This window comes from Nonomuraea sp. CA-143628 (assembly GCF_050942315.1).
Taxonomy (GTDB): Bacteria; Actinomycetota; Actinomycetes; order Streptosporangiales; family Streptosporangiaceae; genus Nonomuraea.
This window is the reverse complement of the sequence record NZ_CP192072.1, coordinates 4,310,911-4,334,029: the sequence shown is the minus strand read 5'-3', so window position 1 is coordinate 4,334,029 and position 23,119 is coordinate 4,310,911. Positions and strand designations below refer to the sequence as shown.

The window sequence follows — 23,119 nt, the reverse complement described above, 5'->3', positions numbered from 1 at the left end:
CGAGGAGACTTGCCATGCCCGTTCTGATGTCCTTACGCGCGGCAGCGCTCACCTTGGTGACCGGCGCCGCGCTCGTCTTACCCGTCACACCCGCCCACCCGGCGGCGACGGCGCAGCCCAACGTGGTGGTCAGGTGGAACACGGCGCTGCTGGCGGCGGTGCGCGGCGGCACGCTGGGGCCGCCGCTGGTGGCCAGGGCGCTGGCCACCGTGCACACCTGCGCCTATGACGCCTGGGCCGCCTACGATCCGGTCGCCGTCGGCACCCGGCTGGGCGGCACGCTGCGGCGGCCCGTCGCCGAACGCACGGACGCCAACCGGGCCCAGGCGATCAGCTACGCGGCCCACCAGGCGGCCGTGGACCTCTATCCGGCGCAGCGGGCGACCTTCGACGCGTTGATGACCGAGCTGGGCTATGACCCGGCCGACCAGTCCAGCCAGCCGGCCCAGACCGGCCTGGCCGCCTGCACGGCCGTGCTCCAATACCGGCACGCCGACGGCTCCAACCAGCTCGGCGGCTACGCCGACACCACCGGCTACGCGCCGGTCAACGCTCCGATGGTGGTCGCCGATCCGCTGACCACGGTCAACGACCCGAGCCGCTGGCAGCCGCTCACCTTCCGCAACAAGGCGGGCGTGGTGGTCACGCCACCGTTCCTCGCGCCGCACTGGGGCGGGGTCGCCTCCTTCAGCGGTCACGCGCGCGACCTGGCCGACAAGGTGCCCGCGCCGGCGACGTACGGCTCGGCCGCCTACCGCACCCAGGCCGCCGAGATCGTGGCGGGCACCGCCGCGCTGACCGACCGCCAGAAGGCGATCGCGGAATACTGGGCCGACGGCCCCAACAGCGAGACGCCGCCCGGCCACTGGAGTCTGTTCGCCCAGCAGGTGTCGGCGCGTGACCATCATGGCCTGGACCAGGACGTGAAGATGTTCTTCGCGCTGGCCAACTCGGTGCAGGACGCCGGGATCGCCTCGTGGGAGGTCAAGCGCGTCTTCGACTCCGTACGCCCGATCACCGCGGTCCGCTTCCTCTACCAGGGGCAGCAGATCGCCACCTGGGGCGGCCGGGTGATCGACGGCGCGACGTGGGTGCCCTATCAGGTGCCGACGTTCCCGACGCCGCCATTCGCCGAGTACGTCTCGGGCCACAGCACGTTCAGCGCGGCGGCGGCCGAGGTGTTGCGGCGCTTCACCGGCGGCGACGCGTTCGGCGGCTCGGCGCTGATCGCCAAGGGATCGTCGCTGGTGGAGCCCGGGGTGAGTCCCGCCAACGACCTGACGCTGAGCTGGCGCACCTTCAGCGACGCCGCCGACGAGGCCGGGATGTCGCGGAGATACGGCGGCATCCACTTCCGGGCCGGCGACCTACAGGGCCGCACCCTCGGCCGGGCGGTGGGCGTCGCGGCGTGGCAGCGCGCGGCGGCCTACTGGTCGGGACGCGGCTGAGAGAGCACCACACGCTGGGCGTGGCACGCACGGACGGCGTGCCACGCCGCGTACGACACGGCCCTCTGATCGCTTCGGCTACGGGGATTCTCTGCCCGTCGATCAGGCGGGCGTCCGGACGGATCTGGCCGACTCGCGCTCGACGAAGCGGGTGGGCAGGCGGCGGTGTACGGGGCGGCGGTCGGTGCCCTGGACGCGGTCCAGAAGCAGGCGGCCCGCCTCCGCCCCCAGCTCGTACACCGGCTGGGCCACCACACTGAGCGGCGGGGAGATCGCCTCCGCCCAGTCGGCGTCGTCGAAGCCCACCAGCGACACGTCGGCGGGACAGCGCAGCCCCAGCCGCCGCAGCGCCTGGAGCACCCCGAGCGCGAGCAGGCTGTCGAGGGCGAGTATCGCGGTCGGCGGGTCGGGCAGTGCGAGCAGCCGGGTTGTGGCCGCGGCGGCGTCCTCCCTGCGAAAGCCCTCGGCGCTGACCAGCTCGGGCCGGGGCTCGATGCCGCTTTCGACCAGGGCGTCGCGGTATCCGGCCGCGCGGGCGCCGACCGTGGTGGCGCCCAGGCGTTCGACGCCGCGCAGCCCCGGGCGGGCCAGCCGGGGCCGCAGCTTCTCATCGCCGCCGGTCAGTAAGGCGATGTTGCGGTGTCCCAGCGCGAGCAGGCGTTCGGTGGCGTCCTTGGCGGCGGCGCGGTTGTCGATGCCGACCGTGTCGGCCTCGAGCCCCGGGACCCGCCGGTCGAGCAGGACGACGGGGATCCCGGCGTCGATGACATCCTTCAGCGCGTCGCGGTCGGCGGTGTCGGTGGGCGCGACGACCAGGCCGTCGACGCGCCGCTCGGCGAGCACGCCGAGCGCCTTGCGTTCGAGCGAGAGGTCCTCGTCGGTGTTGACCAGCAGCACCTCCCAGCCGCGCTCGTGCGCCACGTCCGCGATGCCGCGCAGGGCGCGGGAGAAGAACGGGTTCTCGATGTCGGGTACGAGCACGCCGAGCGTGTGGGTCAGCCCGGTGATCATGCTGCGCGCCAGGCTGTTGGCCCGGTAGCCGAGGCGTTCGGCCGCGGCCAGCACCGCCTCGCGGCTCTTGCCGCTCACCGAGCCGTAGCCGCCGAGTGCCCGCCCGGCCGTCGCGGTGGAGACCCCTGCCTCCTTGGCGACGACCTCGATCGACGGCATGCTCCGCCGAGCGCTGCCGCTCATCCGCACCCCCGGTGCTGCTAGATCGTGTCCACACCATCATGCTCCCACTGACGGGAGGCGATCACCGTAGCGGATTTACCGAGGGCTATTGACATGCGTCTCAGCGATTGAGAACGTTCTCACTCAAGCGAGTGAGAACCTTCCCATTCTCAGGAGAACGTGTGCAGCCACGCTTGATTCGCCTGGTGGCCGTCGGGGACAACGTCGTCGACCGCTATCCCGATCTCGGCGTCATGTATCCGGGCGGCAACGCCGTGAACGTCGCCGTGCACGCCCGCCGTACCGGCGCCGAGTCGGGCTACCTGGGCGCGGTCGGCACCGACGAGGCCGGGCGCGTGGTGCGCGACGCGCTGGCCGCCGAGGGCGTGGACCTGTCACTGCTGCGGACGGTGGACGGGCCGAACGCCTTCGCCACCGTCCGTCTCGTCGCGGGCGAGCGCAGGTTCACCGGCGGGCGCGAGGGCGTCTCGCGCTTCCGCCTCTCCCCCGCGGATCTGGTACGGCTGGCGGCGGCCGACATCGTGCACACCGGCGAGTGCTCGTTCCTGGAGGGCCAGCTCGACCAGCTGGCCGCGCACGCCAGGCGGCTGTCGTTCGACTTCTCCGAACGCCCGTGGGACTACGTCGAGGAGCATGCCCGGCACGCCGGGATCGCGATCCTGTCCAGCCCGTCCGGCTCGCGGGACAAGGCGCTCGCGCTGGCGCGGCGGGTACGGGCGCTGGGCCCGGCCACGGTGGCGGTCACCCTCGGCGCCCACGGCGCCGTCCTGGTCTCGGAAGCCGCTGAAGCGGCCGGATCCGCTGCTGAAGCGGCCGGGTCCTTAGGCGGCTCCGGGGACGTGGTCGCCTGGGGTGCCGCCGAGCCAGTCGCCGTGGTGGACACGCTCGGCGCCGGTGACGCGTTCATCGCCCGCCTGCTGGTCGGCCTGGCCCGCGGCGAGGACCTGCCCGCGCTGGCCGTCGCGGCCACCGCCTACGCCTCCCACGCCTGCACCTCCTACGGTGCCTTCGGACACGAAGCCCCCCTGAGCAAGGAGACCCGATGAACACGCACCGCTGGACCGCCCTACTGCTGGGCACGGCGCTGGTCACCGCCGGTTGCGGCGGCGGCTCGGCCGGCGCGCCCGCCAAGGCCGATCTGTCCGCGCCCAAGGACAAGTCGGGCACGCTGACGATGGTCACCAAGTTCGCCGATCCGAAGTACGCTCCTTACTTCGAGAAGGTCGTGGCGGCGTACAAGGCGGCCAATCCGAAGGTCGACATCAAGCTCGAACAGGTCGGCGACCAGCCGTACAAGGACAAGATCCGGGTGCTCACGGCGTCGAAGGACCTGCCGGACATCTACTTCTCCTGGGCCGGCGACTTCGCCAACAAGTTCGTCCGGGCCGGGCTCGCCGCCGACCTGACCGGCGTCATCGGCCCGGACACACCGTGGGGCTCGACGTTCGCGCCGGCCGCGCTGAAGGCGTTCCAGTACAACGGCAAGTACTACGGCATGCCGGTCGACCTCGACGGCAAGTACCTCGCCTACAACAAGGCGGTCTTCACCAAGGCGGACGTTCAGGTGCCCAAGACGTTCGAGGAGCTGCTGACCGCCTGCGACACGCTCAAGTCCGGGGGCGTGCAGCCGATCGCCTTCGGCAACCAGTACGGCTGGGCGGCCATCCACTTCATCACCCAGCTGAACGCCTACGACGTGGCCCCCAAGACGCTGGAGACCGACTACGCCCCGGCGACGGGCGCCTTCACCGATCCCGGCTACGTCACGGCGCTCAAGCAGTTCGGCGATCTGGTGTCCCGCTGCGGCACCAAGGACGCCAACGGGCTGTCGCACGAGACCGCGCAGGCGCAGTTCCTGTCCGGGAAGGCGGCCATGCACTATCTGGAGTCGGTCGAGTTCGACGTGCTCGACAAGTCGGAGCTCGACTGGAGCTTCCTGCGCCTGCCGGCCCCGGCGAGCGCCCCCGGCGACACGAACGCGCTGACCGGCGCCCCCGACGGCTTCCTGGTCAACGGTCAGAGCAAGAACGCGGGCCTCGCCGTGGACTTCCTGAAGTTCCTGTCCAGCAAGGAGAACGCGGCCACGATGACCAAGGACATCGGCTGGCTCAGCCCGGTCAAGGACTCGGCCACCTCCGCGAACTCCTACCCGCAGCTCACCGACGCCCTGAAGGACATCGGCAAGGCCGGCAGCTTCGCCATCTGGCTGGACACGATCACCAACGCCGAGGTGGCCGGCGCGTACCTGTCCGGAGTCGAGGGCATGCTGTCCGGCTCCCGCACTCCCGAGCAGGTCATGGCCGGCGTCCAGAAGGCGGCGGCCAAGGCCAAGAAGGAAGTCGGGTGAGCGTGCTGAGGCGGTGGCGGGCCTGGGCCTGGGTGCTGCCCGCCGTCGTCCTCCTGCTGGTGTTCGTCTACTACCCGATCGCCGACAACCTGCGGCTGAGCCTGTTCTCCTGGAACGCCTTCTCGCCCGAGCCCCGGTTCGTGGGCCTGGACAACTACGCCGAGGCGTTCGGCGACCCGGTGTTCTGGCGGGCGCTGGGCAACAACGCCGCCTACGCCGTGGTCTCACTGGTCTTCCAGGGCGGGCTGTCGCTGGTGCTGGCCGCGCTGCTGGAGGAGCTCGTCGGGCGGCGGACGCGCGGCCTGCTGCGCACGCTCTACTTCATCCCCGCCGCGATGTCGATCACGGTCGTGGGGGTGCTGTTCTCCTTCCTGTACAACCCTCGGTACGGCCTGCTGAACGAAGCGCTCAACGGCCTCGGCCTCGGTCACCTGGCCAGGGCGTGGCTGGGCGAGGAGGGCTCGGCCATCTGGAGCGTCATCGCGATGAGCCAGTGGCAGTCGGTCGGCTACACCGCCGTGCTGTTCGTGGTGGCCATCCGGCGCATCCCCCGCGAGTACTACGAGGCCGCCAAGGTCGACGGCGGCGGCCCGGTGCGTACGTTCTTCTCCATCACGCTGCCCATGGTCAGGGAGATGACGACGCTGGTGGTCATCCTCACGATCTCGGGCGCCTTCCTGGTGTTCAACGAGGTCATGGTGATGACGGCCGGCGGCCCTGACAACTCCAGCCAGGTGCTCGGCACGTGGCTGTACCGCAAGGCGTTCATGGAGGACGACATGGGCTACGCGGCCACCGTAGCCACAGTGATCTTCGTCATCACGTTCGCCATCGCAGCCGGGCAACTGGCCGTGTCCCGCCGCCGGAGGTACGACTCGTGATCTCGACCAGCCTGACCCGCCCGGCCGCGTCCATCCGGTTGAGGGCGGTGGTCGGGCGGCTGCTGGGGTGGAGCCTGCTGGCCGGGTTCGGGATCGCCGTGCTCTATCCGGTGCTGTGGATGGTGCTCAGCGGGTTCAAGGACAACCAGGAGATCTTCAACCAGCCGTGGGGGCTGCCCGGCGAGCTGCGCTGGGACAACTGGGCGCGGGCCTGGGACCTGGGTGTCGTCCGCTACTTCACCAACAGCGTGATCGTCACCTCGGCGTCGATCGTGGCCACGACGCTGATCAGCGCGTGGGCGGCCTACGGGATGTGCCGGTTGCGGCTGCCGTTCGGGAACGGGGTGGCGTTGCTGGTGCTGGGCGGGCTGCTGCTGTCGCCGACGGTGGCGCTGATCCCGCTCTTCCGGCTGCTGACGTCGATCGGGCTCTTCGACACGTACTGGGCATTGATCGTGCTTTATACCGCTTTTCGGGTGCCTTTCACGATTTTCCTGATCCGGGCGTACATGATCGAGCTGCCGCGCTCCGTGGACGAGGCGGCCACCATCGACGGCGCGTCAACCACGCAGATCTTCTGGCGGATCATCCTGCCGATGTCGCGGCCCATCCTGGTGTCGGCGGCGTTGCTGCAGGCGCTGTTCGCGTGGAACGAGTTCGCGTTCGCGCTGGTGTTCGTCAGTGACGACGCGCTGAAGACGCTGCCGGTCGGGCTGATGGCCATGCAGAGCCGCCTGCTCACGGACTGGCCTGTGATGATGGCTGGGCTGACCATGGCAGCGCTGCCGACGATCGTGCTGTTCCTGATCGGCCAGCGGCAGTTCCTGCGCGGCCTCACGGAAGGGGCGGGCAAGTGACCGCGCGGCCCTGACGTCTCAACGGGTGACATCCGACCTCAGGAGTGCCAACCTTTCGCCGCGCCCACTGCGTCTGGAGGTTGTCGACTTGAGGAGAGACGTTGGATCGCGATGCCAGTTTCCAGGCGTTCGTGGCTGCTCACCAACGCCCGTTGATGCGCCTGGCCTATCTGCTCACCGGAGAGGTCCACCTCGCGGAGGACCTCGTGCAGAGCGTGCTGGTCCGCATGATCGGGCGGTGGGCGAAGTTAGGCCACATCGACAACCTCGACGCGTACGCGCGCAAGACCATGGTGAACCAGTACATCTCGTGGCGGCGGCGCCGCGGCTCCGACGAGGTGCCGAGCGCGGAGCCACCCGACCGCGCCTACTCGCCCGAGGACTCCGCCGTCCTGCGGATCGTCCTGCGTCAGGCACTCATGCGGCTGACGCCCAAGCAGCGCGCCGTACTCGTCCTGCGCTTCTACGAGGATCGGACCGAACGTGACGTCGCCGACCTGCTGGGCTGCTCCGTCGGCACCGTGAAGAGCCAGGCGCACCACGCTTTGGCCCGCCTGCGCGCGCTGGCACCCGAGTTGGCGCCGAGACTGCCCGTTCTGGACGACCACAGTGCGGAGGCACGCCGATGACCTGGCTCGGAGAGCAACTCGGCCGCATCGCGGACGACATGCCGGAGCGCGATCTGGCCGCCAGGGCGCGCGAGATCCATCAGCGCAGGCGGCGCAACTTCATGGCGCTCACCGCCGCCGTGGTGGTCGTGGTCACCGTGCTCGCCGCCACCGTCGCGGTACGGGCGCTGCCCGCGGAGCCGCGCGCCGCCACTCCCCCGCCCGAGCAGTCCACCATCAGGGTCGGGGTGGTGCCGACCGTGGAGTCGGTGCCCGTGGTCGTGGCCCTGAACAAAGGCTATTTCAAGGAGGAAGGACTGACGGTGGAGTCGAGAACCATCGTCGCCCCGCCGGCCGCGTTCTCCCAGATTGAAAGCGGCGCGCTGGATCTGGCGCAGACCGACTACGTCACAGTCTTCCTGGCGAACGAGGTGGGCAAGAAGTTCAAGATCGTCTCCAGCCTGTATCAGGCCGCGCCAGGAAGTTTCGCGGTAGCCGTGAACCCCAAGTCCAAGATCAAGACGGTGGCCGACCTCAAACGCAAGAGGATCGCGGTCTCGAGCCTCGCGGGGATCGGGCAGTTGGCGCTGACCGCCCTACTGAAGCGGGGCGGACTGACCATGAACGACGTCCGGCTGACCGTGGTGCCCGATCACTACATCTTCATCGCGATGGCCAAGGGGCAGGTTGACGCTGCCCTGATGACCGAACCGTTCATCACTGTAGGCCGCGAGATCAGGCACGTACGGATCGTGGCTGACGTGATGACCCAGGAGTTCGCGAACCTGTACACCGCAGGCATGATGGCCGATGACAAGTGGGTTCGCGAGCACCCTCGCACGCTGGCGGCCTTTCAGCGGGCGCTGGCCAAGGCGCAGCGCCTGATCTCGACCGACCCCCAGTCGATGCGCGACGCTCTGCTCAAATTCGCCAAGGTCCCCCCGAATTTGGCGGCAGGCGTTGCGTTCGGCTCCTATCCCGCCCGGCTGGATCTGACAGAACTCCAGCGGGTCGCTGATCTAGCCCGCGCCTACAAGCTGGTCAAACACCCGGTAGACGTCAGGAACACGGTTGTGAAGGGCGGGTGAGCCCGGGCGCTACGGGAGGGGGAACAACTCCGGCAGGGCCGCCCTGGCGATCGGGCGGAGCCGCTCGGCGTGCTCCTCCTCCACCGACCGGTACGGCCAGCGGACCCGGGTACCGATGTCCGCCCAGCCACCGACATGAGCGAGGAACTTGTCGAGCGCCGGATTGGCGTACCCACCGGAGGCCAGCGGCTGGACGTGCTCGGCGAAGAACAGCCCGATCCGGCGCTCCACGTCGCGCGCCGCCGCCTGGTCGGTGCGCATGAGGTGCTGCCAGGCCATGGCGCCGGCCGGGCTGAACGCCGCGATGTTCGAGTAGGACCCCGCCGCGCCCAGCTCCATACCGGTGGCAAGGGTGTGCCCCGCCACGAACACCGGCAGATCGGCCGCCTCGTCCCCCATCTCGCGATACCAACCCGCATCCCCACCCGCGACCTTCACCCCGACCAGCGCGGGAACCCGTGCGGCCAGCATGCCGAAGTCGGCGGGCGTGAGACGGGTTTTGGCGTGCGGCGGGTTGTACAGGACCAGCGGCACAGGATCGGCGACCTCGGCGACTCGCTCAAGGAAGGCCACCACCTCGGGAGGCGACGCCGGCGCCCAGTCCGGCAGGATCACCTGGATGGCCCCGGGGCGGAGCTCACGGGCGAGCTCCACTCGTCGCAGGCAGGTGGTGGCGCTCATGTGACTGGCGCCTATCTGGTACGGCAGGCCGGCGCAACGCTCGGCGAGCAACTCGTTGACCTGCTGGTATTCCTCATCGGTTATGGCGTGGAACTCCCCCGCCGTGCCGTGGGCGTACACGCCGTCCAGACCCGCCACGGCCAGCCGGTCCAGCTCGTCGACCAGCCGGGCGAAGTCGATGGAGTCGTCAGGGCGAAGCGGCAGCAGGACGGTGCCCCACGTACCACCGAGGGTCTTTCGCGTAAGAAGAAGCGCCATAGGCCCAAATATCATCAGACACCGGTGCGGCATGGGTAGACGCGCGCTGGACCAGTTGGGCGCGGGCGCGGATCTGGCCATCGGTGCGCTGACAGGTCTGCGGTCGCACACCAGCGAAGGCGCTGATGAGGACGGCCGGTACGTGCGCACGTGGATCTACGATCCGGACGACGCCCGCTCGTGGGCCGTAGCCACGTGGCGGCCCGACAGAGCGGGCCATGGGGTTCAGCAGGTAGGCGACCGGCCGGTGTGGGATGAGGTCGTCCAGGCGTACGCGCAATGGGTGAGCTGGGGCGAACCGCACTGGCGCCGCTACGGCCTCACCGTCACGCCGGACGGCCAGTCGGTCTGGCTGGACACACCGAAACGGGTGCTGAGCAGCACCTGAGTCCTGAGCAGACGCGCGGCGGCGTTTCCTTCGACGGGTTCCGCCGCCGACTCGTGCACGAGTCGATGCCTGACGGCCGAAGCGTCTGCGTACCTCTCCCCTCCGGCCGTGCAGGTCAGATGCGGCGCACTGGATCTGGCGCAGACCGGCTAGGCCACATGCTGCCCCACGTGCCACCGAGGGTCTTTCGCATATGAAGTGGCGTCATACGCCGAAATAGCGTCAGATACCGGTGTGACAGGGATAGGTGATCCAGGATGTGAAGCGTGACTGCGGCGGTTGGCGCGGATGAGTCCTGAGGCGCTGACGCAATGGATGGACGACGCCGTGCGTGTCGCGACGCGTCATGGGCGCGGTGCCGTGGGCGAGGTCGGGCGCGGAGCGACGCGTCCTGGGCGCGGTGCCGTGGGCGAGGTCGAGTGGGGCGCAGCGCATGCCGCGGATGAGCCTGCGGCCCCGCCGACCGGCTTGACCGTTGAGGACTGCCTGGGCGCGGGCTTTCGGCCGTACGGCAACTGCCTGAGACGCTCCCACGCGGGCGTCACAGTACGCGTTTACTTCTCCTATGACGCGCGGCACCACGCCGTGCTGCTCGAAGCGCGCCGAGACAGGCACGGGACGTTCGTGTGGATCGACGGCCGCCGGGCGTCGGCGCCGGTCGGTCTCGACGGCGGCGTCAGGAGCGCGTCCTTGGCACATTGGCTGGAGCATCGCTTCACCATGAGGGTCCTGGGCGACGGAGAGGACCCGGCGCTCGCCCTGTCGATGTGGGGCTGGATGACCGAGGTTGGGCGCATCGCGGCGCGCGACCGGCGCGGATGGGCACAGGTGTACCCGGCTCCGCCCGCTGGCGTGACGCCTGCCGATTACCGGGAGCTGGGCTACGAGTTCGAGGACGAGCGGTGCGCGTTCAACTACCTCGACGAGACGGGGAAGAGCACGATCCGTGTCTTCTTCTCCGCCGATCTTCGGCATCAAGCGATGTTGATCGGAGGGCCGGACTGGATCGGTACGCTGCTCTGGGTCGACGGCGAGTCGGTGCCGGTGCCGTGTGACCAGGACTTTGGTCCGTTGTGCGAGCAGTTCGCCGAATGGCTGGACGATCGCTTCGTCTGTACCGAGATCGGCGGCCTTTGGGACCATCCGCTCTACGATCCGGCCAAGATCAATTTGCTCGGAGAGATCCGCGGGCTGCTGATCTGGGACGCGTTGCGGCGTGTCCGGCACATCGTGCTTCCGCGCCCGACCGAGGCGTGGCGGAGCCCAATATTGCGGGTGTCGGGCGACTCGTGGCGTATATATCCGGATGGCCAGGCGTACCAGCAGGACCAGCCCGACCGCGTGCTGCCGATTCCCCGATGAGACGGCGCGCGCCCCCAGGCTGGGCGCTGGCCCAGACCGGTCGTCAGCTCACCCCGACCGCCGACAGCGTAGATCCGGTGCGCGCCTTGGAGACCCTGAGCTGGGCTGGGATCCTCGATCGCAGCTCGGCGACATGGCTGATGATGCCGACCGCCCGCCCTCCGTCGCGCAGCCCGTCGAGGATGTCGAGCACGCCGTCGAGCGTGTCCTCGTCGAGCGTGCCGAAGCCCTCGTCCACGAAGAGCGTGCCGATCTCGGCGCCACCCGCCTCGGCGGTCACCACGTCGGCCAGGCCGAGCGCGAGGGCCAGCGAGGTGATGAAGCTCTCCCCGCCCGACAGCGTGGCCGGGTCACGGTCGACGCCCGTCCACCCGTCGGCCACGCGCAACCCCAGCCCGCCACCCGAACGCCCTCTGGCTCCGGCCGTCTTCCGCAGGTCGTGCCGCAGCAGATAACGCCCGGCCGACATGTGGTCGAGACGCTCGTTGGCGGCGTCCACCACCTGCCGGAGCCGTTCGCCGAGCACGAACGACGACAGACTCATGTTCCACTGATTGTCACTCGACGTACCACTGGCCAGTGCCGCCAGCCGCTCGGCCAGCCGGTGCCGGTCGGCGGCGGGCTGCCACCGCTCGATGCACGCGGCCAGCTCCGCGCCCAGCTCGGCCACCCGCTCCTCCCGCCGCGCGGCTCGGTCCCTGGCCGACGCCAGTGCTGTGTGCGCCTGCTCGGCCTCGTCACGCGCCGCCTCGGCGGCGGCCAGATCGGGTACGTCCTGCCGCGCGGCGGCCACCAACTCGGGATCGGCCAACGTGCTGGTCACGGCCGCGTGCTGCGCGTCGAGGCGCCGCAGCAGCTCGGCCTTGCCGTCCCGCTCGTACTCGCTCCTGGCGGCGGCCTCCACGTCGGCCACGTCGCCGAACCCCGCCTCCAGAGCCGCCCGTCGGGCCGCCTCCACCGCGCTGAGCCGCTCAGCCTCGGTGGCGGCGGCGGCCTGCGTGGCTTCCAGGGCCTCCCGTAGCAGTTCGGCCTCGTCGTTCAGCCTGGACAGGCGGGCGGTGAGCGTGGGATCGTCGCCGCGCGCGCTGTCGAGCCGCGCGGTGAGCCGTCCCGCGTCACCGCTGAGCTCCTCTTGCCTGGTACGGCAGGCGGCCAGGCGGGCGGTGACCCGGCGCGCCCGCTCTTCCAGCGTCACCCGCTCCTGGTTGAGCCCGGCGGCCTCCCGCGCCAGCCCGGGCTCCCGCCCGGCCGACTCCCGAAGCCGCTGCACTTCTGTCTCGGCCTGGGCCAGCACGGAGGGCGCCGACTCGGGACCGATCTCCGCTCCACCGCGGATGTCGGAGTCGGGGAACCGGGCGTCAGTGTCGAGGAGGCCGCTCTGGAGGAGGCGGGTGACGAGGCGAGTGCGTTCGGCCTGGTAGTGGGTGTGGTGGGTGCGGTGGGCCGTGAGGAGTTCGCCGAGCTCGCGGGCCTGGTCTCGGACGCGGTCGCGTTCCGTCTCGATGCGGTCCAACTCGGCGGCCAGTGCGGGCTCGCGTTCGGCGATTGCCTCCAGGCGGGCCAGCTCCTCCCGCGCCTGGAGTGCCGTGGTCTCCGCGGTGCCGGGGTCGAGGCCGCCCGCCGCCGACACGGCGTCGGCGTGGCGGGACTCCAGGGAGGCGAGTGTGCGTTCGGCCGCCTCGCGTTCGGAGAGGGCCGCCTCGTGGGCTTGCTCCGCCGCCAGTTCGTCGTCGGCGGACGGGGCGCTGGGGGCGGGTGAAGCCGGGTGGGGGTGGTGGTCGGAGCCGCACACGGAGCACGGGCTGCCGTCGGACAGGTCGCGTGCCAGCTCGGCGGCCATGCCGTCGATGCGTGCCTGCCGTACGTCCAGCCAGTGCTCGCGCAGGCCTTGGGCCCGGTCCACAAGCGATTGGTGGTCGGCGGTGGCGGACTCCAGCTCGGCGGCCAGCGTCTCGGCCCGGTGGGCGGCATCTCTTACGGCCCTGGCCGCGTCGAGTGTCGCGACGGCGGCGGGGATGGCGGCCGTCTCGGCTCGTACCTCCGCGAGGCGGGCATTGACGTCGGCCAGCCGTCCGGGCAACTCCGCGTCGGCGGCGGCCACCTCGGCCTCGCGTTGGGTGAGGCGGTCCAGCTCCACGGCCAGGCCGGCCAGCTCCCGGTCGACGGCGATCAGCTCGGCCGCCGCGGTCCGTACGGCCTCGGCCGCCGGGATCCTGGCGGCGTCCAGGCGGGCCCGCGCCAGCTTGCGTTCGGCCTCCTCGACGAGCGCGGGCAAGGCGGCGAGCCGGGTGGCGGCGGTCTCATCCTCGGCGGCCAGCCCGGTCAGCTCCTGCTCGACGCGCTGGAGGTCGCGGCGGACGACCAGCAGTCTGGCCTCCTCGGTGAGCAGCTCCGACAGGCGGGCGATCTCCGCCTGCCGGGCTCGCTCCATGGCATGCAGCCGCTCGGGCTCGACCCACCCGACCAGACTTCCCACCCTAGCCGCCGGAGCACCGCCGTCCCGGGACTCGCCACCGTCGTCCGAAAAGTCGAACAAGTCGGAGAAGGGATCGGAGGACTCGGTGAGCGGCCAGTCAACGGGGTAGGCCGCAGGCGCCTCGGCGTGAGCCGGAGGTCCGGACGGTGCATCGGGGAGAGTCGGAGGTCCGGACGCAGCATCGACGGGAGCCAGAGGTGCGGACGCGGCGTCGGCCGCGACAGCGGAGGTGGAAGGCGCGATGTCGGCGCGTGTGGAAGGCGCGGTGGGCGCGGCGTCGGCGCGGGTGGAGGGTCCGGTGGGCGCGTGGGCCGACGGGGCTGCCGGGGAGGAGGTGGCTTTCGGGGTGGCCGGGGTGGGGGTGGCCTTCAGGAGGGGGTAGGCGCGGGCGACGGCGTCCGTGGCCAGGGAGTGGGCCTTGGCGGCGGCTTCGGCGCGTTGGCGGGCGGCTCGGATGAGCGGAAGCACGCGGTCCGCGCGGGCGGCGTCGTCGAGGATGGCCTGGAGCTCGGCGCGTTCCTCGGCTCGCTCGTCGAGGGTGCGACGCAGCGTCAGGGCCTCGGCGTGGCGGCGCTGGCGGTCGGCCAGCGACGTCGCCTGCTCGAAGCGGGTACGCGCCGAACGCAGCGCGTGCCCGGCAGCCGCGTGTCGCTCGGCCGTCCGGACGACGACTGCGCGGGCGGCGGCGAGCAGCGCTCCGGCCCACCCCAGCGGGTCGGTGTCCGAATCAGGCGGCTCGGCGTCAGCACCGGGCGCGGCGGCGTCGGCCCCGGACGCGGCAACATCGGGCGCAGCGGCGGCGGCACCGGACGCGGCGGCATCGGACAGCGCGGCGTCGGCACCGGACGGGGAAGCGACTTCCGAAGGCGGGGCGGAGGAAGTCGCAGAGGCGAAGGAGGGAGCGGACGTGAAGGGAGTGGCAGCCGTGAGGGCGGTAGCGGACGTAAGGGCAGCGGGAGAAGTGAGGTCGCCTGCCGCCTCCTCCAAGCGTTGGATCGCGAAGTCCACCTGCTGCCGCAGCTCCTGCTGATCCCGCCAAGCCGCCTTGCGGTGCTCGGCCAGCCAGGCCTCCGTCTGGGTGAACACCTTCACGGTGAACAGCCGCTCCAGCAGCCGCCGCCGGTCATCCCCGTCGGCGCGCAGGAACCTGGCGAAATCCCCCTGCGGCAGCATCGCGACCTGGCAGAACTGGTCGGCGTTCATGCCGAGCAGCCCGCCCACCAGGTCACCGGCCTCGTCGGAGCGGGTCGTCAGGCCGTGCCAGGCGGACCCGACCCGTTCCTCGACGATGACCTTGGCCTTCTCCTCGGTGAACCCGGACCCGCGCAACTTGGGCCGCTGCCACACCGGAGAACGCTGGATGCGCAGTAACCGGCCCCGCAGCGACACCTCGAGCGAGACCGAGGGCCCGGCCGAGGGCGGGGCGTGGTCGCAGCGCAGCGCGCGGGCGCTGTTGCGCTGGCCCGGGACCTGGCCGTAGAGGGCGAAGCAGAGGGCGTCGAGGATCGTGGTCTTGCCCGCGCCCGTCGGCCCGTGGACGAGGAACAGGCCCGCCTCCGCCAGAGCGTCGAAGTCGACCGTCTCCGAACCGGGGAAGGACCCGAAAGCCGTGAGCGAGAGCCGGTGCGGCCGCATCTACGCCATCGTCTCCTTCACCCTGGACGCCTCGATCGCCTGTCTTAGCAGGTCTTCCTCGTCACGTCCGGCAGGCTCGCCGCGTACTTCCCGAATGAAGTCGAGCGCCACCTCCGCCTCCGGCCGGCCGCTGAGGCGGGCGGGCTGGGAGACGGGGGCTCCGCCTGAAGGCTCGAAGGACAGCGCCAGCGTGTGGGGGAAGCGGGCGCGCAGCCGGTCCATGGCTGATTTGGGGCGGATCGGGTCGGTCAGGATGACCTGCAGCCAATGGTCTTCCACGTCGTCATATGCGGAGGAGGTCAGCAGGTCCTCCAGCAGGCCGCGCAGGCGGCCGATCGGCCGGGGCACGGGTGCGGGTACGAAGTCGATCTCCATAGAACCGAGCGTGACCAGCCACGACCCCTTCTTCTGGTTGACCTCCGAGAAGGAGTAGGCCAGAGGGGAGCCGGAGTAGCGGACCGTCTCCGACATCCGCTGGCGGCCGTGCAGGTGGCCGAGCGCGACGTAGTCGACCCCCTCGAAGGCCGACAGCGGCACATGGGCCACCCCGCCCACGCTGATGTCGCGCTCGCTGTCGCTGGCCTCTCCTCCGGTGACGAAGGCGTGGGCCAGGACCACCGAGTGGCGGTGTCGCGGGGCGTCTGCGCGGATGTGCGCCATGGCGTGGGACAGTGCGGCGGTGTGGCTGCGGTCGGGCAGTTCCCAGGGGCCGCGGACCAGCTCGGGCTCCAGGTAGGGGATGCCGTAGAAGGCGACGTCGTCCACCAGCACCGGCTCCCAGGCGCGGGACGGGTCGGTGCGCAGGTGGACCCCGGCGGCGTCGATCAGGTCGGCGCCGAACCCGAGCCGGCGCGCCGAGTCGTGGTTGCCGCTGATCAGCACGGTGCGGGCGCCGGTGCCCATCAGGCGGCGCAGCGCGTCGCCGCAGAGCGCGACCGCGTCGACCGGCGGCAGGGCGCGGTCGTAGACGTCGCCGGACACCACCACGACGTCGACCTTCTCGGCACGCACCGTCTCGATCAGGTGGTCGATGTACGCGGCCTGACCTTCGAGCAGGCTCTCGCGATGGAACGAACGCCCCAGGTGCCAGTCGGAGGTGTGCAGGATCCGCATTCGCAGGAAGCTAACAGGTCTCACCGACAAATGCGGTCCCCTGCGTCACACGTCTCAGGAGTAGGCTGATTGATCGGCGGGCAATTCAACCCACATGGGGAGGCCGATGCGCACTGGCCGTGGCACCGTGAGCGTCGCCGCAGGTTTGGTGCTGGTGGCCTTGGCCGCGGTCGGCTACGTTCTGCCACCCGCGTTCAACCCTCCGCCACTCCAGGCCGATCACACGATGCAGGCGCTCCCGCCCCAGCCCGCGAACGAGCTGCGGCCCGTGGTCGCGGTGACTCCCGTGCACCGCGAGGAGATCTCGCTCCCGGCTGAGGGCCAGACACTGTTCGGAACGGTCCGGGCCCCCATGACGCCGGGACGGCATCCGGCGATGGTGTTCGTGTCGGGGTCGGGCAACGGCTCGCGGACGGAGTTCACGCCGCAGGCGGAGTTCCTGGCCAAGGCGGGCGTGGTGACGCTGGCCTTCGACAAGCGGACGGTCGGCTACAACTTCCGCGACCGGGACTTCGGGCTGCTCGCGGACGACGCGCTGCGCATGGTCGAGTACATGCGCACGCGTCCCGACGTGGACCCCGCGCGCACCGGGCTGTGGGGGGTCAGCGAGGGCGGCTGGGTGGTGCCCATCGCGGCGGCCAAGAGCCGCGACGTGGGGTTCGCGGTGCTGGTGTCGTCGCCGAACGTGTCGCCGCTCAGGCAGGTGGCCTGGGCGCTGAACGAGCAGTTGCTGCGCCTGCGCGCGCCGATCGGCGTGCGCGACCTGCTCACCAGGGCGATGGGCGGGGTGGGCTTCAACTTCCTCCGCTATGACGCGATGCCCGCGCTGCGCCAGATCAGGCAGCCGGTGCTGGCGTTCTACGGGACGATGGACCCGTCCATCCCGTTCGTGGAGTCGTCCCAATCCCTGATCACCGCGCTCAAGGCGGCGGGCAACGACCAGTACACGATCCGCTTCATGGACAAGGCCGACCACGCCATGCGGATCAACGGCGGCCCGTTCGCGCACGGCTACCTGGAGACGCTGGCGAACTGGATCATCGGCCTGCCCGGCACGGCGCGGCCCCAGCTGCACGTGGCGGGCACGACGCCGGTGCAGCGCTTCGAGGCCAGCGACGTCCCCGCCGCTCCGTGGTACGCGGGCGGCACGATGCTGGGGCTGACGATCTGCCTGGCCGCCGTCGGCTATGTGGCGGGTCCCGTGGCCGCGATGGTGGTACGCCTGCGCGGCCGTCAGCAGACCCCGGCCGACACCAACGCCCGGCTCTGGCCGCCGATCAGGCGCAGGCTGCGCCGGATGGCGTGGACGGGGCTGGGGCTGCTGGTCTCGGTGCTGGCGTTCATCACGGTGCTGGTGCTGTTCTCGGTGAACCAGGCCGGGGCCTGGCCGGCCGTGCTGGCCGGCTGGCTGGTGGTGCGGGTGCTGGCCGTACTGATGCTGGTGCAGGAGGTCACGGCGGTGGCGGCGGTTGTGGCGGGGCTGCGGGAGGGCATGCGGCCGAGCCGCTGGCAGCACGTGGCGATCGCGGGCGTGCTCGGCGGCACGGGGCTGCTGCTGGTGGCGGCGGCCTATTACGGGTTGTTCGCGTTCCCCTGGTGAAGGAACGCGCTCAGCTTCCGGTCTGGTGGACGAAGGCGTTCAGCCACCTGTCGATCTCGGCGAACACCTGCTTGCGTACCGGCTCGGCGGACAGCACCAGGTCGTGCATGCCGTCGGGGATGCGTACGCAGGTGACGTGCGGGCCCACGCAGGTGGCCCAGCGGGCGATGTGCCGGGGGTCGAGTACGGTGTCGGCCGAGCGGGCTTCGGGGACGAAGTCGCGTACCCGCAGGCCCGTGCTCGAGGCGAGCACGAGGACCGGCACGTCCACGGCCAGCCCGGCGTGCAGCCGCCGCTGCGCCCGCCGGATGGCGGCCAGCCAGGTGGCGTGCACGGAGAAGCCGCCGAGCGGCTTGAGCTCCAGGTCGTAGTCCCATTCGCCCTGTTCGGTGCGGTGCAGGCTCTGGCCGTACGCGAAGCTGACGCCCAGCGGCAGCGCCCGGCTGGAGTACGACAGCGGCGTCTTGAGCAGGTCGGCGGCCAGGCGGAGCGGAGCGGGCACGTTCAGGTCGAAGAACGGGCTGTTGAGCACGAGTCCCTGCACCAGGCCCTGGCCGCGGACGCGGTCGGCCCACAGCGGCGCGACCAGGCCGCCGGTCGAGTGCGCGTTGATCGTCAGCTCGTCGTGGTCGCGCCTGATGACGCGTACGGCCTCGTCGATCTCCGGGAAGTACTCCGTGACGCTCCTGACCAGGCCCCTGGTCTGGTGCGGCAGCAGCGACCTGCCGTACTTGCGCAGGTCGAGGGCGTAGAAGTCGATGCCGCGCCCGAGGTAGTGGTCGGCGAGGTGGTCCTGGAAGAAGTAGTCGGTGAACCCGTGAAGATAGAGCACCGCCCTGCGGGAACCGGCTCGGCGGGAGATCAGCGTCGCTACGACGTCGCCTTCGTAGTCGGGCGCCATGGACAGAACGGTGGTGTCGTACATGCTAGACACGATAAGGATTGACCGGCCAAGACGGGACACTCCCCGGTAGGTCCTCACTGATCTTCATCGGGAACTCGGCCGGCCGCTTCTCCAGGAACGCCGTCACTCCCTCCACGGTGTCCGGCGCGGACCCGAGCTCGGCCATCAGCCGGGAGTCGGCCGCGTGCGCCTCCCAGGGCGACGAGGCCGACAGCCCCGACCACATCAGCCTGCGGATCGCGGCGACCGACACGGCGGAGGTGTTGTCGGCGATCTCCTGGGCCAGCGCGTAGGCGGCGGGCAAAAGCTCCTCGGCGGGCAGTACGCGGGACACCAGACGGCCCTCCAGCGCCTCGGAGGCGGGGAAGACACGCCCGGTGGCCACCCACTCCATGGCCTGCGCGATGCCGACGAGCCTGGGCAGGAACCAGCTCGACGCGGCCTCGGTGACGATCCCTCGGCGGGCGAAGACGAAGCCGAATTTCGCGGTGTCGGCGGCCAGCCGGACGTCCATCGGCAGCGTCATCGTGACGCCCACGCCGACGGCGGGGCCGTTGATGGCGCCGATGACCGGCTTGAGCGACCGGGCGATGCGCAGCGCGACCGTGCCGCCGCCGTCGCGCGGCACGCCGTCGACGAGTTCGCCTTCGCCGGCCTCGCGCTGGCTGAAGGTGTCACCGCCGCCGCCCAGATCGGCCCCGGCGCAGAAGGCCCGGCCCGCGCCGGTGACCACGACGGCACGTACGTCGTCATCGGCGTCCGCGAGGTCAAACGCCTTTATCAACTCTCCGCGCATGGCAAAGGTGAAGGCGTTCAGCCTCTCGGGGCGCTTCAATGTGATCGTGGCGACCCGGCTGGTCACGCCGTAGTCGATCTGGGAGAAGGACATAGGCCGAATCTTATTCGGTTACTAATGTTCACTCTCCCCTAAAGACATATTTCGCATTCTGTCCGTAGGCTGCCGCCGCGATTCGGCCTACGGTGAAGTTCGCGGGGAAACGGGGATGGCGTGAAGCAGGCAAGGAAACCGGTGAGCGCCGCGGCGGTTCTCGGCTGGCTGGTGCTGGCCGCGCTCGCGCCAGGAGCCGCCCATCTGCGGGCCGGATGGCGCAAGACGGGTCTGATACTGCTCAACTGTTACGCGGCGGGACTGCTCGCCCTTCTCGCCGTCAGGCTGAGCACCGACAACCTGCTGGGCGATCTGACCCAGGACAGCTGGCTGACAGGCATCACCGCCGGCGCCGTCGTGCTCGGGGTGGCGTGGTTCGCGCTGATCGTCCACTCGTTCATCGTGCTGCGGCCCGGCAGTCTGCCGCAGGCCGGGCAGGTCCTGGTGGGCACGTTCGCGGGGCTGCTCGCCGTCATGGTCGTGCTGCCGTTCGGGATGGTCACGAGCTACGTCTGGACGTCCCGGAACGCGCTCAACGACATCTTCGTGAATGAGGGCACCGAGGACACCCCCGACCCGCAGGCCGAGCAGACGACGCCCCGCCCCGAGGACCCGTGGGCAGGCCGTACGAGGGTGAACATCCTGCTCATCGGCGGCGACGCCGACGACAACCGGATCGGCGTACGCACCGACAGCATGAACGTGGCCACCGTCGACGTGAAGACCGGCAACACCGTGCTGGTCAGCCTCCCGCGCAACCTGGAGAACGTACGGTTCCGTCCGGGCACGCCGATGGCCCAGCACTTCCCCAACGGGTTCCGCCTGCCGCCCGATCCGGGCGGCGGCCGCAGCGACCTGCTCAACAGCGTCTGGGAGTACGCCGACGCGCACCCCGAGATCTTCGGCGGCAAGCAGCACCAGGGCCCCAAGGTGCTGATGGACACGATCGGCTACACCCTCGGGCTCAAGGTCGACTGGTACGCCCTGGTCAACATGTGGGGGTTCGCCCGGTTGATCGACGCGATCGGCGGGGTCACGCTCACGGTCGAGCAGGACGTGGTGTTCGGCCGCTACAACGAGGGCCTGGTCAAGGCGGGCACGCGCAAGCTGAAGGGCGCCGACGCGATGTGGTACGCCCGCTCGCGTACCTTCAGCGATGACTTCACCCGGATGCGCCGTCAGCGGTGCGTGATCGGCGCGCTGCTCGACCAGGCCGACCCGGCGACCGTGCTGACCAGGTTCAACCGGATCGCCGGGGCCACCAAGGAGCTGATCAGGACCGACATCCCCCGGCCGATGCTCAAGCACCTGGTGCCGCTGGCGCTGCAGGTCAAGAACGCCAAGGTGACGAGCATCCAGTTCGTGCCGCCGCTGATCAGCACCGTCTCCCCGGACTGGGCGAAGATCCGCTCCATCACCGAGAAGGCCATCCGGGATTCGGCGGGCGGGCGGCCGACCGCGGCGACCGCTTCTCCGGAGTCGACACCCAAGTCCACCAAGTCGCCGAAGAAGCCGAAGGAGAGCGACCCGACCAAGACCCTTACCGAGGGCTGCGGCTCGCTGTGACGATCCGGCCGACCGGCGCGCCGCCGCCGAGCACGGCCACGCTCTCGAACGCGGCGGCCGAGGACACCTCACAGCCCATCTCGCGGAGCACGGACAGAGCGATGACCGTGGTGGCGCGCGGGCTGCCGTCGATGACCTTCACCGCGACCGAGTGCCCGGACTCCATCGCCACGACCAGCACGCCTTCCGCGCCGCCCTTGACCAGGGCGCCGGGCAGGGCGCGCATGAGCTCGGTGTTCTGGTGGCCGGTCCCGCCGACGTACTCGGGGTGCTCGCGCATCGCGTCGGCGACCTGGCGCGGCGCGCTGCCGGGCGCGGCGAGCACGAGCCCCTGTACGGCCCGCGCCAGGCCGGTCAGCGAGAGCCCGAACAAGGGCGCCCCGCAGCCGTCCACGGCCACGTGGGCGGCCTTCTCCCCCGCCAGGTCCTCGGTGACCGAACGCACCCGGAGCTGCACCGGGTGCTCGGCGGCCAGGTAGGAGTCCACGTCCCAGCCGTTGGCCACGGCCGCGGCCAGCATCGCGGCGTGCTTGCCCGAGCAGTTCATCCGCTCGCGGGAGACGCCCTGGTCCTGCCTGATCAGCGCGTGCATGGTGGCCTGGTCCTCGGGCCAGGTCGCCGGGCAGCCGAGCGCCCCGAAGTCCAGCCCGTAGTCGGCCAGCAGCTCACCGACCAGCCGTACGTGGAAGTCCTCGCCCGTGTGGCTGCCCGCGGCGATCGCCAGGCTCGGCCCCGTCAGGGCGGCGCCCGCGACGAGGCAGGCCAGCGCCTGGAACGGCTTGGCCGACGAGCGGGGCAGCACCGGAGCCTCGACCCGGCCGAGCTCGACCGCGGCCCGGCCCGACGGGTCGAGGCCGACGGCGCTGCCGTAGTGGAGGCTCTCGACGAATCCGGAGCGCACGACCTCGGCGAGGAGGGCGAGTTCAGGCACGAGCGAATCTCCTTCTGGTTCTGGGGATGGTTCTGGGACTGACGGGGGCCGCGCGGCGGGCCTCCAGCGTACGGGCCAGTTTGGACAGCGACGCGTTGACCACCAGGTAGACCAGCGCGACGACGAGGTAGGTCTGGATGAGATAGCCGTTGTAGGCGGCCAGGACCTTGCCGCTGTAGAGCAGTTCGGCGTAGCTGACGACGAACCCGAGCGCGGTGTCCTTGAGCAGCCCGACCGACTGGCTGACGATCGACGGCAGCACCCGGCGGGCGGCCTGCGGCAGCACGATCAGGCGCATGGTCTGGCCGTGGGTGAGGCCGACCGCCAGGCCCGCCTCGCCCTGGCCGCGCTCGATGGAGCGGATCCCGGCGCGGAAGATCTCGGCGAACGCCGCCGCGTTCGACACCGACAGCGGCACCACGAGCTTCCAGAACAACGGCAGGTCCAGCCCGTACTTCGGCAGCGCGAACAGCACCACGTACACCAGCAGCAGTGCCGGGATGGTCCTGACCACCTCGACGTAGACGGCGGCGGGGACGCGCAGGAAGCGGTGGCGCGACAGCCGGCCCAGGGCCAGCACCAGCCCGAGCGCCATCGCCAGCGCGGCCGAGACCACCGCGGCCAGCGCGGTGGACCACAGCCCGGTCAGGAGATAGCGCCACATGGGCCAGGTGGCGTACGGCTGCCAGCGCGCGGCGTCGAGCTGCCCGTTGGCGGCGAACTGCCGGACGGCCAGCGCGAGCAGGGCGACGGCGGCGAGTACGCCGACGACGGTCGCGATCCGGATGCGCCGCCGCGCCCGGGGGCCCGGCTCGTCGAACAGAGCGGTGCTCATGGCCTTACCCCCGGTGCTCTGTTGAAATCGCCCAGTGCTCTTTTGAGATCGCCGATGC

19 protein-coding genes are annotated in these 23,119 nt (G+C 70.7%); 11 read left to right on the top strand and 8 right to left on the bottom strand.

Annotation, left to right across the window (positions count from 1 at the left end):
- Positions 1–14: 14 nt before the first annotated feature.
- Positions 15–1,448 (top strand): vanadium-dependent haloperoxidase, encoded by a 1,434-nt coding sequence (locus ACQP2T_RS20030; RefSeq protein ID WP_433517624.1) that lies wholly within the window; start codon positions 15–17, stop codon positions 1,446–1,448.
- A 102-nt stretch (positions 1,449–1,550) separates the two neighbouring features.
- Here the strand turns inward: ACQP2T_RS20030 and ACQP2T_RS20025 are convergent, their stop codons facing one another.
- Entirely contained in the window at positions 1,551–2,642 is a 1,092-nt protein-coding gene (locus ACQP2T_RS20025) for a LacI family DNA-binding transcriptional regulator (RefSeq protein ID WP_433517623.1), read from the bottom strand.
- Positions 2,643–2,803: 161 nt separating this feature from the next.
- On the opposite strand from ACQP2T_RS20025, the gene ACQP2T_RS20020 reads away from it, so the two are divergent.
- The 6 genes from ACQP2T_RS20020 to ACQP2T_RS19995 all read left to right on the top strand — a co-directional run bounded on the left by ACQP2T_RS20020 (position 2,804) and on the right by ACQP2T_RS19995 (position 8,423).
- A complete protein-coding gene (locus ACQP2T_RS20020) occupies positions 2,804–3,688 on the top strand; it encodes a PfkB family carbohydrate kinase (RefSeq protein WP_433517622.1) in 885 nt (294 codons plus the stop codon).
- A complete protein-coding gene (locus ACQP2T_RS20015; protein WP_433517621.1) occupies positions 3,685–4,989 on the top strand; it encodes an ABC transporter substrate-binding protein in 1,305 nt (434 codons plus the stop codon). Before ACQP2T_RS20020 ends, ACQP2T_RS20015 begins: the two co-directional genes overlap by 4 nt.
- Positions 4,986–5,870 carry a carbohydrate ABC transporter permease gene (locus tag ACQP2T_RS20010; RefSeq protein ID WP_433517620.1) on the top strand — a complete coding sequence of 295 codons (885 nt, stop codon included), beginning with the start codon at positions 4,986–4,988 and terminating at the stop codon, positions 5,868–5,870. Before ACQP2T_RS20015 ends, ACQP2T_RS20010 begins: the two co-directional genes overlap by 4 nt.
- The gene (locus ACQP2T_RS20005) at positions 5,867–6,727 is read left to right on the top strand and encodes a carbohydrate ABC transporter permease (RefSeq protein ID WP_433517619.1); all 861 of its coding nucleotides are present in this window, start codon (positions 5,867–5,869) and stop codon (positions 6,725–6,727) included. Before ACQP2T_RS20010 ends, ACQP2T_RS20005 begins: the two co-directional genes overlap by 4 nt.
- Before the next feature lie 101 nt (positions 6,728–6,828).
- Complete coding sequence (locus ACQP2T_RS20000; RefSeq protein ID WP_433517618.1) at positions 6,829–7,356, top strand: SigE family RNA polymerase sigma factor; 528 nt, start codon at positions 6,829–6,831, stop codon at positions 7,354–7,356.
- Positions 7,353–8,423 carry an ABC transporter substrate-binding protein gene (locus ACQP2T_RS19995; protein ID WP_433517617.1) on the top strand — a complete coding sequence of 357 codons (1,071 nt, stop codon included), beginning with the start codon at positions 7,353–7,355 and terminating at the stop codon, positions 8,421–8,423. The genes ACQP2T_RS20000 and ACQP2T_RS19995 overlap by 4 nt, the downstream gene beginning before the upstream one ends.
- A gap of 9 nt (positions 8,424–8,432) precedes the next feature.
- Here ACQP2T_RS19995 and ACQP2T_RS19990 read toward each other — a convergent pair whose 3' ends face one another.
- A complete protein-coding gene (locus tag ACQP2T_RS19990) occupies positions 8,433–9,362 on the bottom strand; it encodes a dihydrodipicolinate synthase family protein (RefSeq protein ID WP_433517616.1) in 930 nt (309 codons plus the stop codon).
- 31 nt (positions 9,363–9,393) lie between these two features.
- Here ACQP2T_RS19990 and ACQP2T_RS19985 point away from each other — a divergent pair, with 31 nt between their 5' ends.
- Together ACQP2T_RS19985 and ACQP2T_RS19980 are read left to right on the top strand one after the other, a co-directional pair.
- The gene (locus tag ACQP2T_RS19985) at positions 9,394–9,750 is read left to right on the top strand and encodes a hypothetical protein (protein ID WP_433517615.1); all 357 of its coding nucleotides are present in this window, start codon (positions 9,394–9,396) and stop codon (positions 9,748–9,750) included.
- 405 nt (positions 9,751–10,155) lie between these two features.
- Positions 10,156–11,112, top strand: a complete 957-nt coding sequence (locus ACQP2T_RS19980; protein WP_433517614.1) for a hypothetical protein — start codon at positions 10,156–10,158, stop codon at positions 11,110–11,112.
- A 43-nt stretch (positions 11,113–11,155) separates the two neighbouring features.
- On the opposite strand, the gene ACQP2T_RS19975 is transcribed toward ACQP2T_RS19980, so the two are convergent.
- Entirely contained in the window at positions 11,156–15,223 is a 4,068-nt protein-coding gene (locus ACQP2T_RS19975) for an AAA family ATPase (RefSeq protein ID WP_433517613.1), read from the bottom strand.
- Complete coding sequence (locus ACQP2T_RS19970) at positions 15,224–16,336, bottom strand: exonuclease SbcCD subunit D (protein ID WP_433517612.1); 1,113 nt, start codon at positions 16,334–16,336, stop codon at positions 15,224–15,226.
- 106 nt (positions 16,337–16,442) lie between these two features.
- Here ACQP2T_RS19970 and ACQP2T_RS19965 point away from each other — a divergent pair, with 106 nt between their 5' ends.
- On the top strand, positions 16,443–17,936 hold the full coding sequence (locus tag ACQP2T_RS19965; protein WP_433517611.1) for an alpha/beta hydrolase family protein: 1,494 nt from the start codon (positions 16,443–16,445) through the stop codon (positions 17,934–17,936).
- 10 nt (positions 17,937–17,946) lie between these two features.
- On the opposite strand, the gene ACQP2T_RS19960 is transcribed toward ACQP2T_RS19965, so the two are convergent.
- Together ACQP2T_RS19960 and ACQP2T_RS19955 are read right to left on the bottom strand one after the other, a co-directional pair.
- Positions 17,947–18,861: an alpha/beta hydrolase gene (locus ACQP2T_RS19960; RefSeq protein WP_433517610.1), complete on the bottom strand. Its 915-nt coding sequence runs from the start codon at positions 18,859–18,861 to the stop codon at positions 17,947–17,949.
- Between the two features lies 1 nt (position 18,862).
- Complete coding sequence (locus ACQP2T_RS19955; RefSeq protein WP_433517609.1) at positions 18,863–19,729, bottom strand: enoyl-CoA hydratase-related protein; 867 nt, start codon at positions 19,727–19,729, stop codon at positions 18,863–18,865.
- 141 nt (positions 19,730–19,870) lie between these two features.
- Between ACQP2T_RS19955 and ACQP2T_RS19950 the strand changes: the two genes are divergently transcribed.
- Positions 19,871–21,295 carry an LCP family protein gene (locus ACQP2T_RS19950; protein ID WP_433517608.1) on the top strand — a complete coding sequence of 475 codons (1,425 nt, stop codon included), beginning with the start codon at positions 19,871–19,873 and terminating at the stop codon, positions 21,293–21,295.
- Here the strand turns inward: ACQP2T_RS19950 and ACQP2T_RS19945 are convergent.
- A complete protein-coding gene (locus ACQP2T_RS19945) occupies positions 21,270–22,226 on the bottom strand; it encodes an asparaginase (RefSeq protein ID WP_433517607.1) in 957 nt (318 codons plus the stop codon). The two genes, ACQP2T_RS19950 and ACQP2T_RS19945, sit on opposite strands and share 26 nt — an antisense overlap.
- Positions 22,219–23,061, bottom strand: coding sequence for an amino acid ABC transporter permease (locus ACQP2T_RS19940; RefSeq protein ID WP_433517606.1), 843 nt, complete (start codon positions 23,059–23,061; stop codon positions 22,219–22,221). Before ACQP2T_RS19940 ends, ACQP2T_RS19945 begins: the two co-directional genes overlap by 8 nt.
- Positions 23,062–23,119 lie beyond the last annotated feature (58 nt).

Bases quoted from the DNA above. Each gene is read 5' to 3' on its own strand.
- ACQP2T_RS20030 (WP_433517624.1), top strand. From the start codon at position 15: ATGCCCGTTCTGATGTCCTTACGCGCGGCAGCGCTCACCTTGGTGACC.
- ACQP2T_RS20025 (WP_433517623.1), bottom strand. From the start codon at position 2,642: ATGAGCGGCAGCGCTCGGCGGAGCATGCCGTCGATCGAGGTCGTCGCC.
- ACQP2T_RS20015 (WP_433517621.1), top strand. From the start codon at position 3,685: ATGAACACGCACCGCTGGACCGCCCTACTGCTGGGCACGGCGCTGGTC.
- ACQP2T_RS19995 (WP_433517617.1), top strand. From the start codon at position 7,353: ATGACCTGGCTCGGAGAGCAACTCGGCCGCATCGCGGACGACATGCCG.
- ACQP2T_RS19990 (WP_433517616.1), bottom strand. From the start codon at position 9,362: ATGGCGCTTCTTCTTACGCGAAAGACCCTCGGTGGTACGTGGGGCACC.
- ACQP2T_RS19985 (WP_433517615.1), top strand. From the start codon at position 9,394: ATGGGTAGACGCGCGCTGGACCAGTTGGGCGCGGGCGCGGATCTGGCC.
- ACQP2T_RS19975 (WP_433517613.1), bottom strand. From the start codon at position 15,223: ATGCGGCCGCACCGGCTCTCGCTCACGGCTTTCGGGTCCTTCCCCGGT.
- ACQP2T_RS19970 (WP_433517612.1), bottom strand. From the start codon at position 16,336: ATGCGGATCCTGCACACCTCCGACTGGCACCTGGGGCGTTCGTTCCAT.
- ACQP2T_RS19965 (WP_433517611.1), top strand. From the start codon at position 16,443: ATGCGCACTGGCCGTGGCACCGTGAGCGTCGCCGCAGGTTTGGTGCTG.
- ACQP2T_RS19960 (WP_433517610.1), bottom strand. From the start codon at position 18,861: ATGTACGACACCACCGTTCTGTCCATGGCGCCCGACTACGAAGGCGAC.
- ACQP2T_RS19955 (WP_433517609.1), bottom strand. From the start codon at position 19,729: ATGTCCTTCTCCCAGATCGACTACGGCGTGACCAGCCGGGTCGCCACG.
- ACQP2T_RS19940 (WP_433517606.1), bottom strand. From the start codon at position 23,061: ATGAGCACCGCTCTGTTCGACGAGCCGGGCCCCCGGGCGCGGCGGCGC.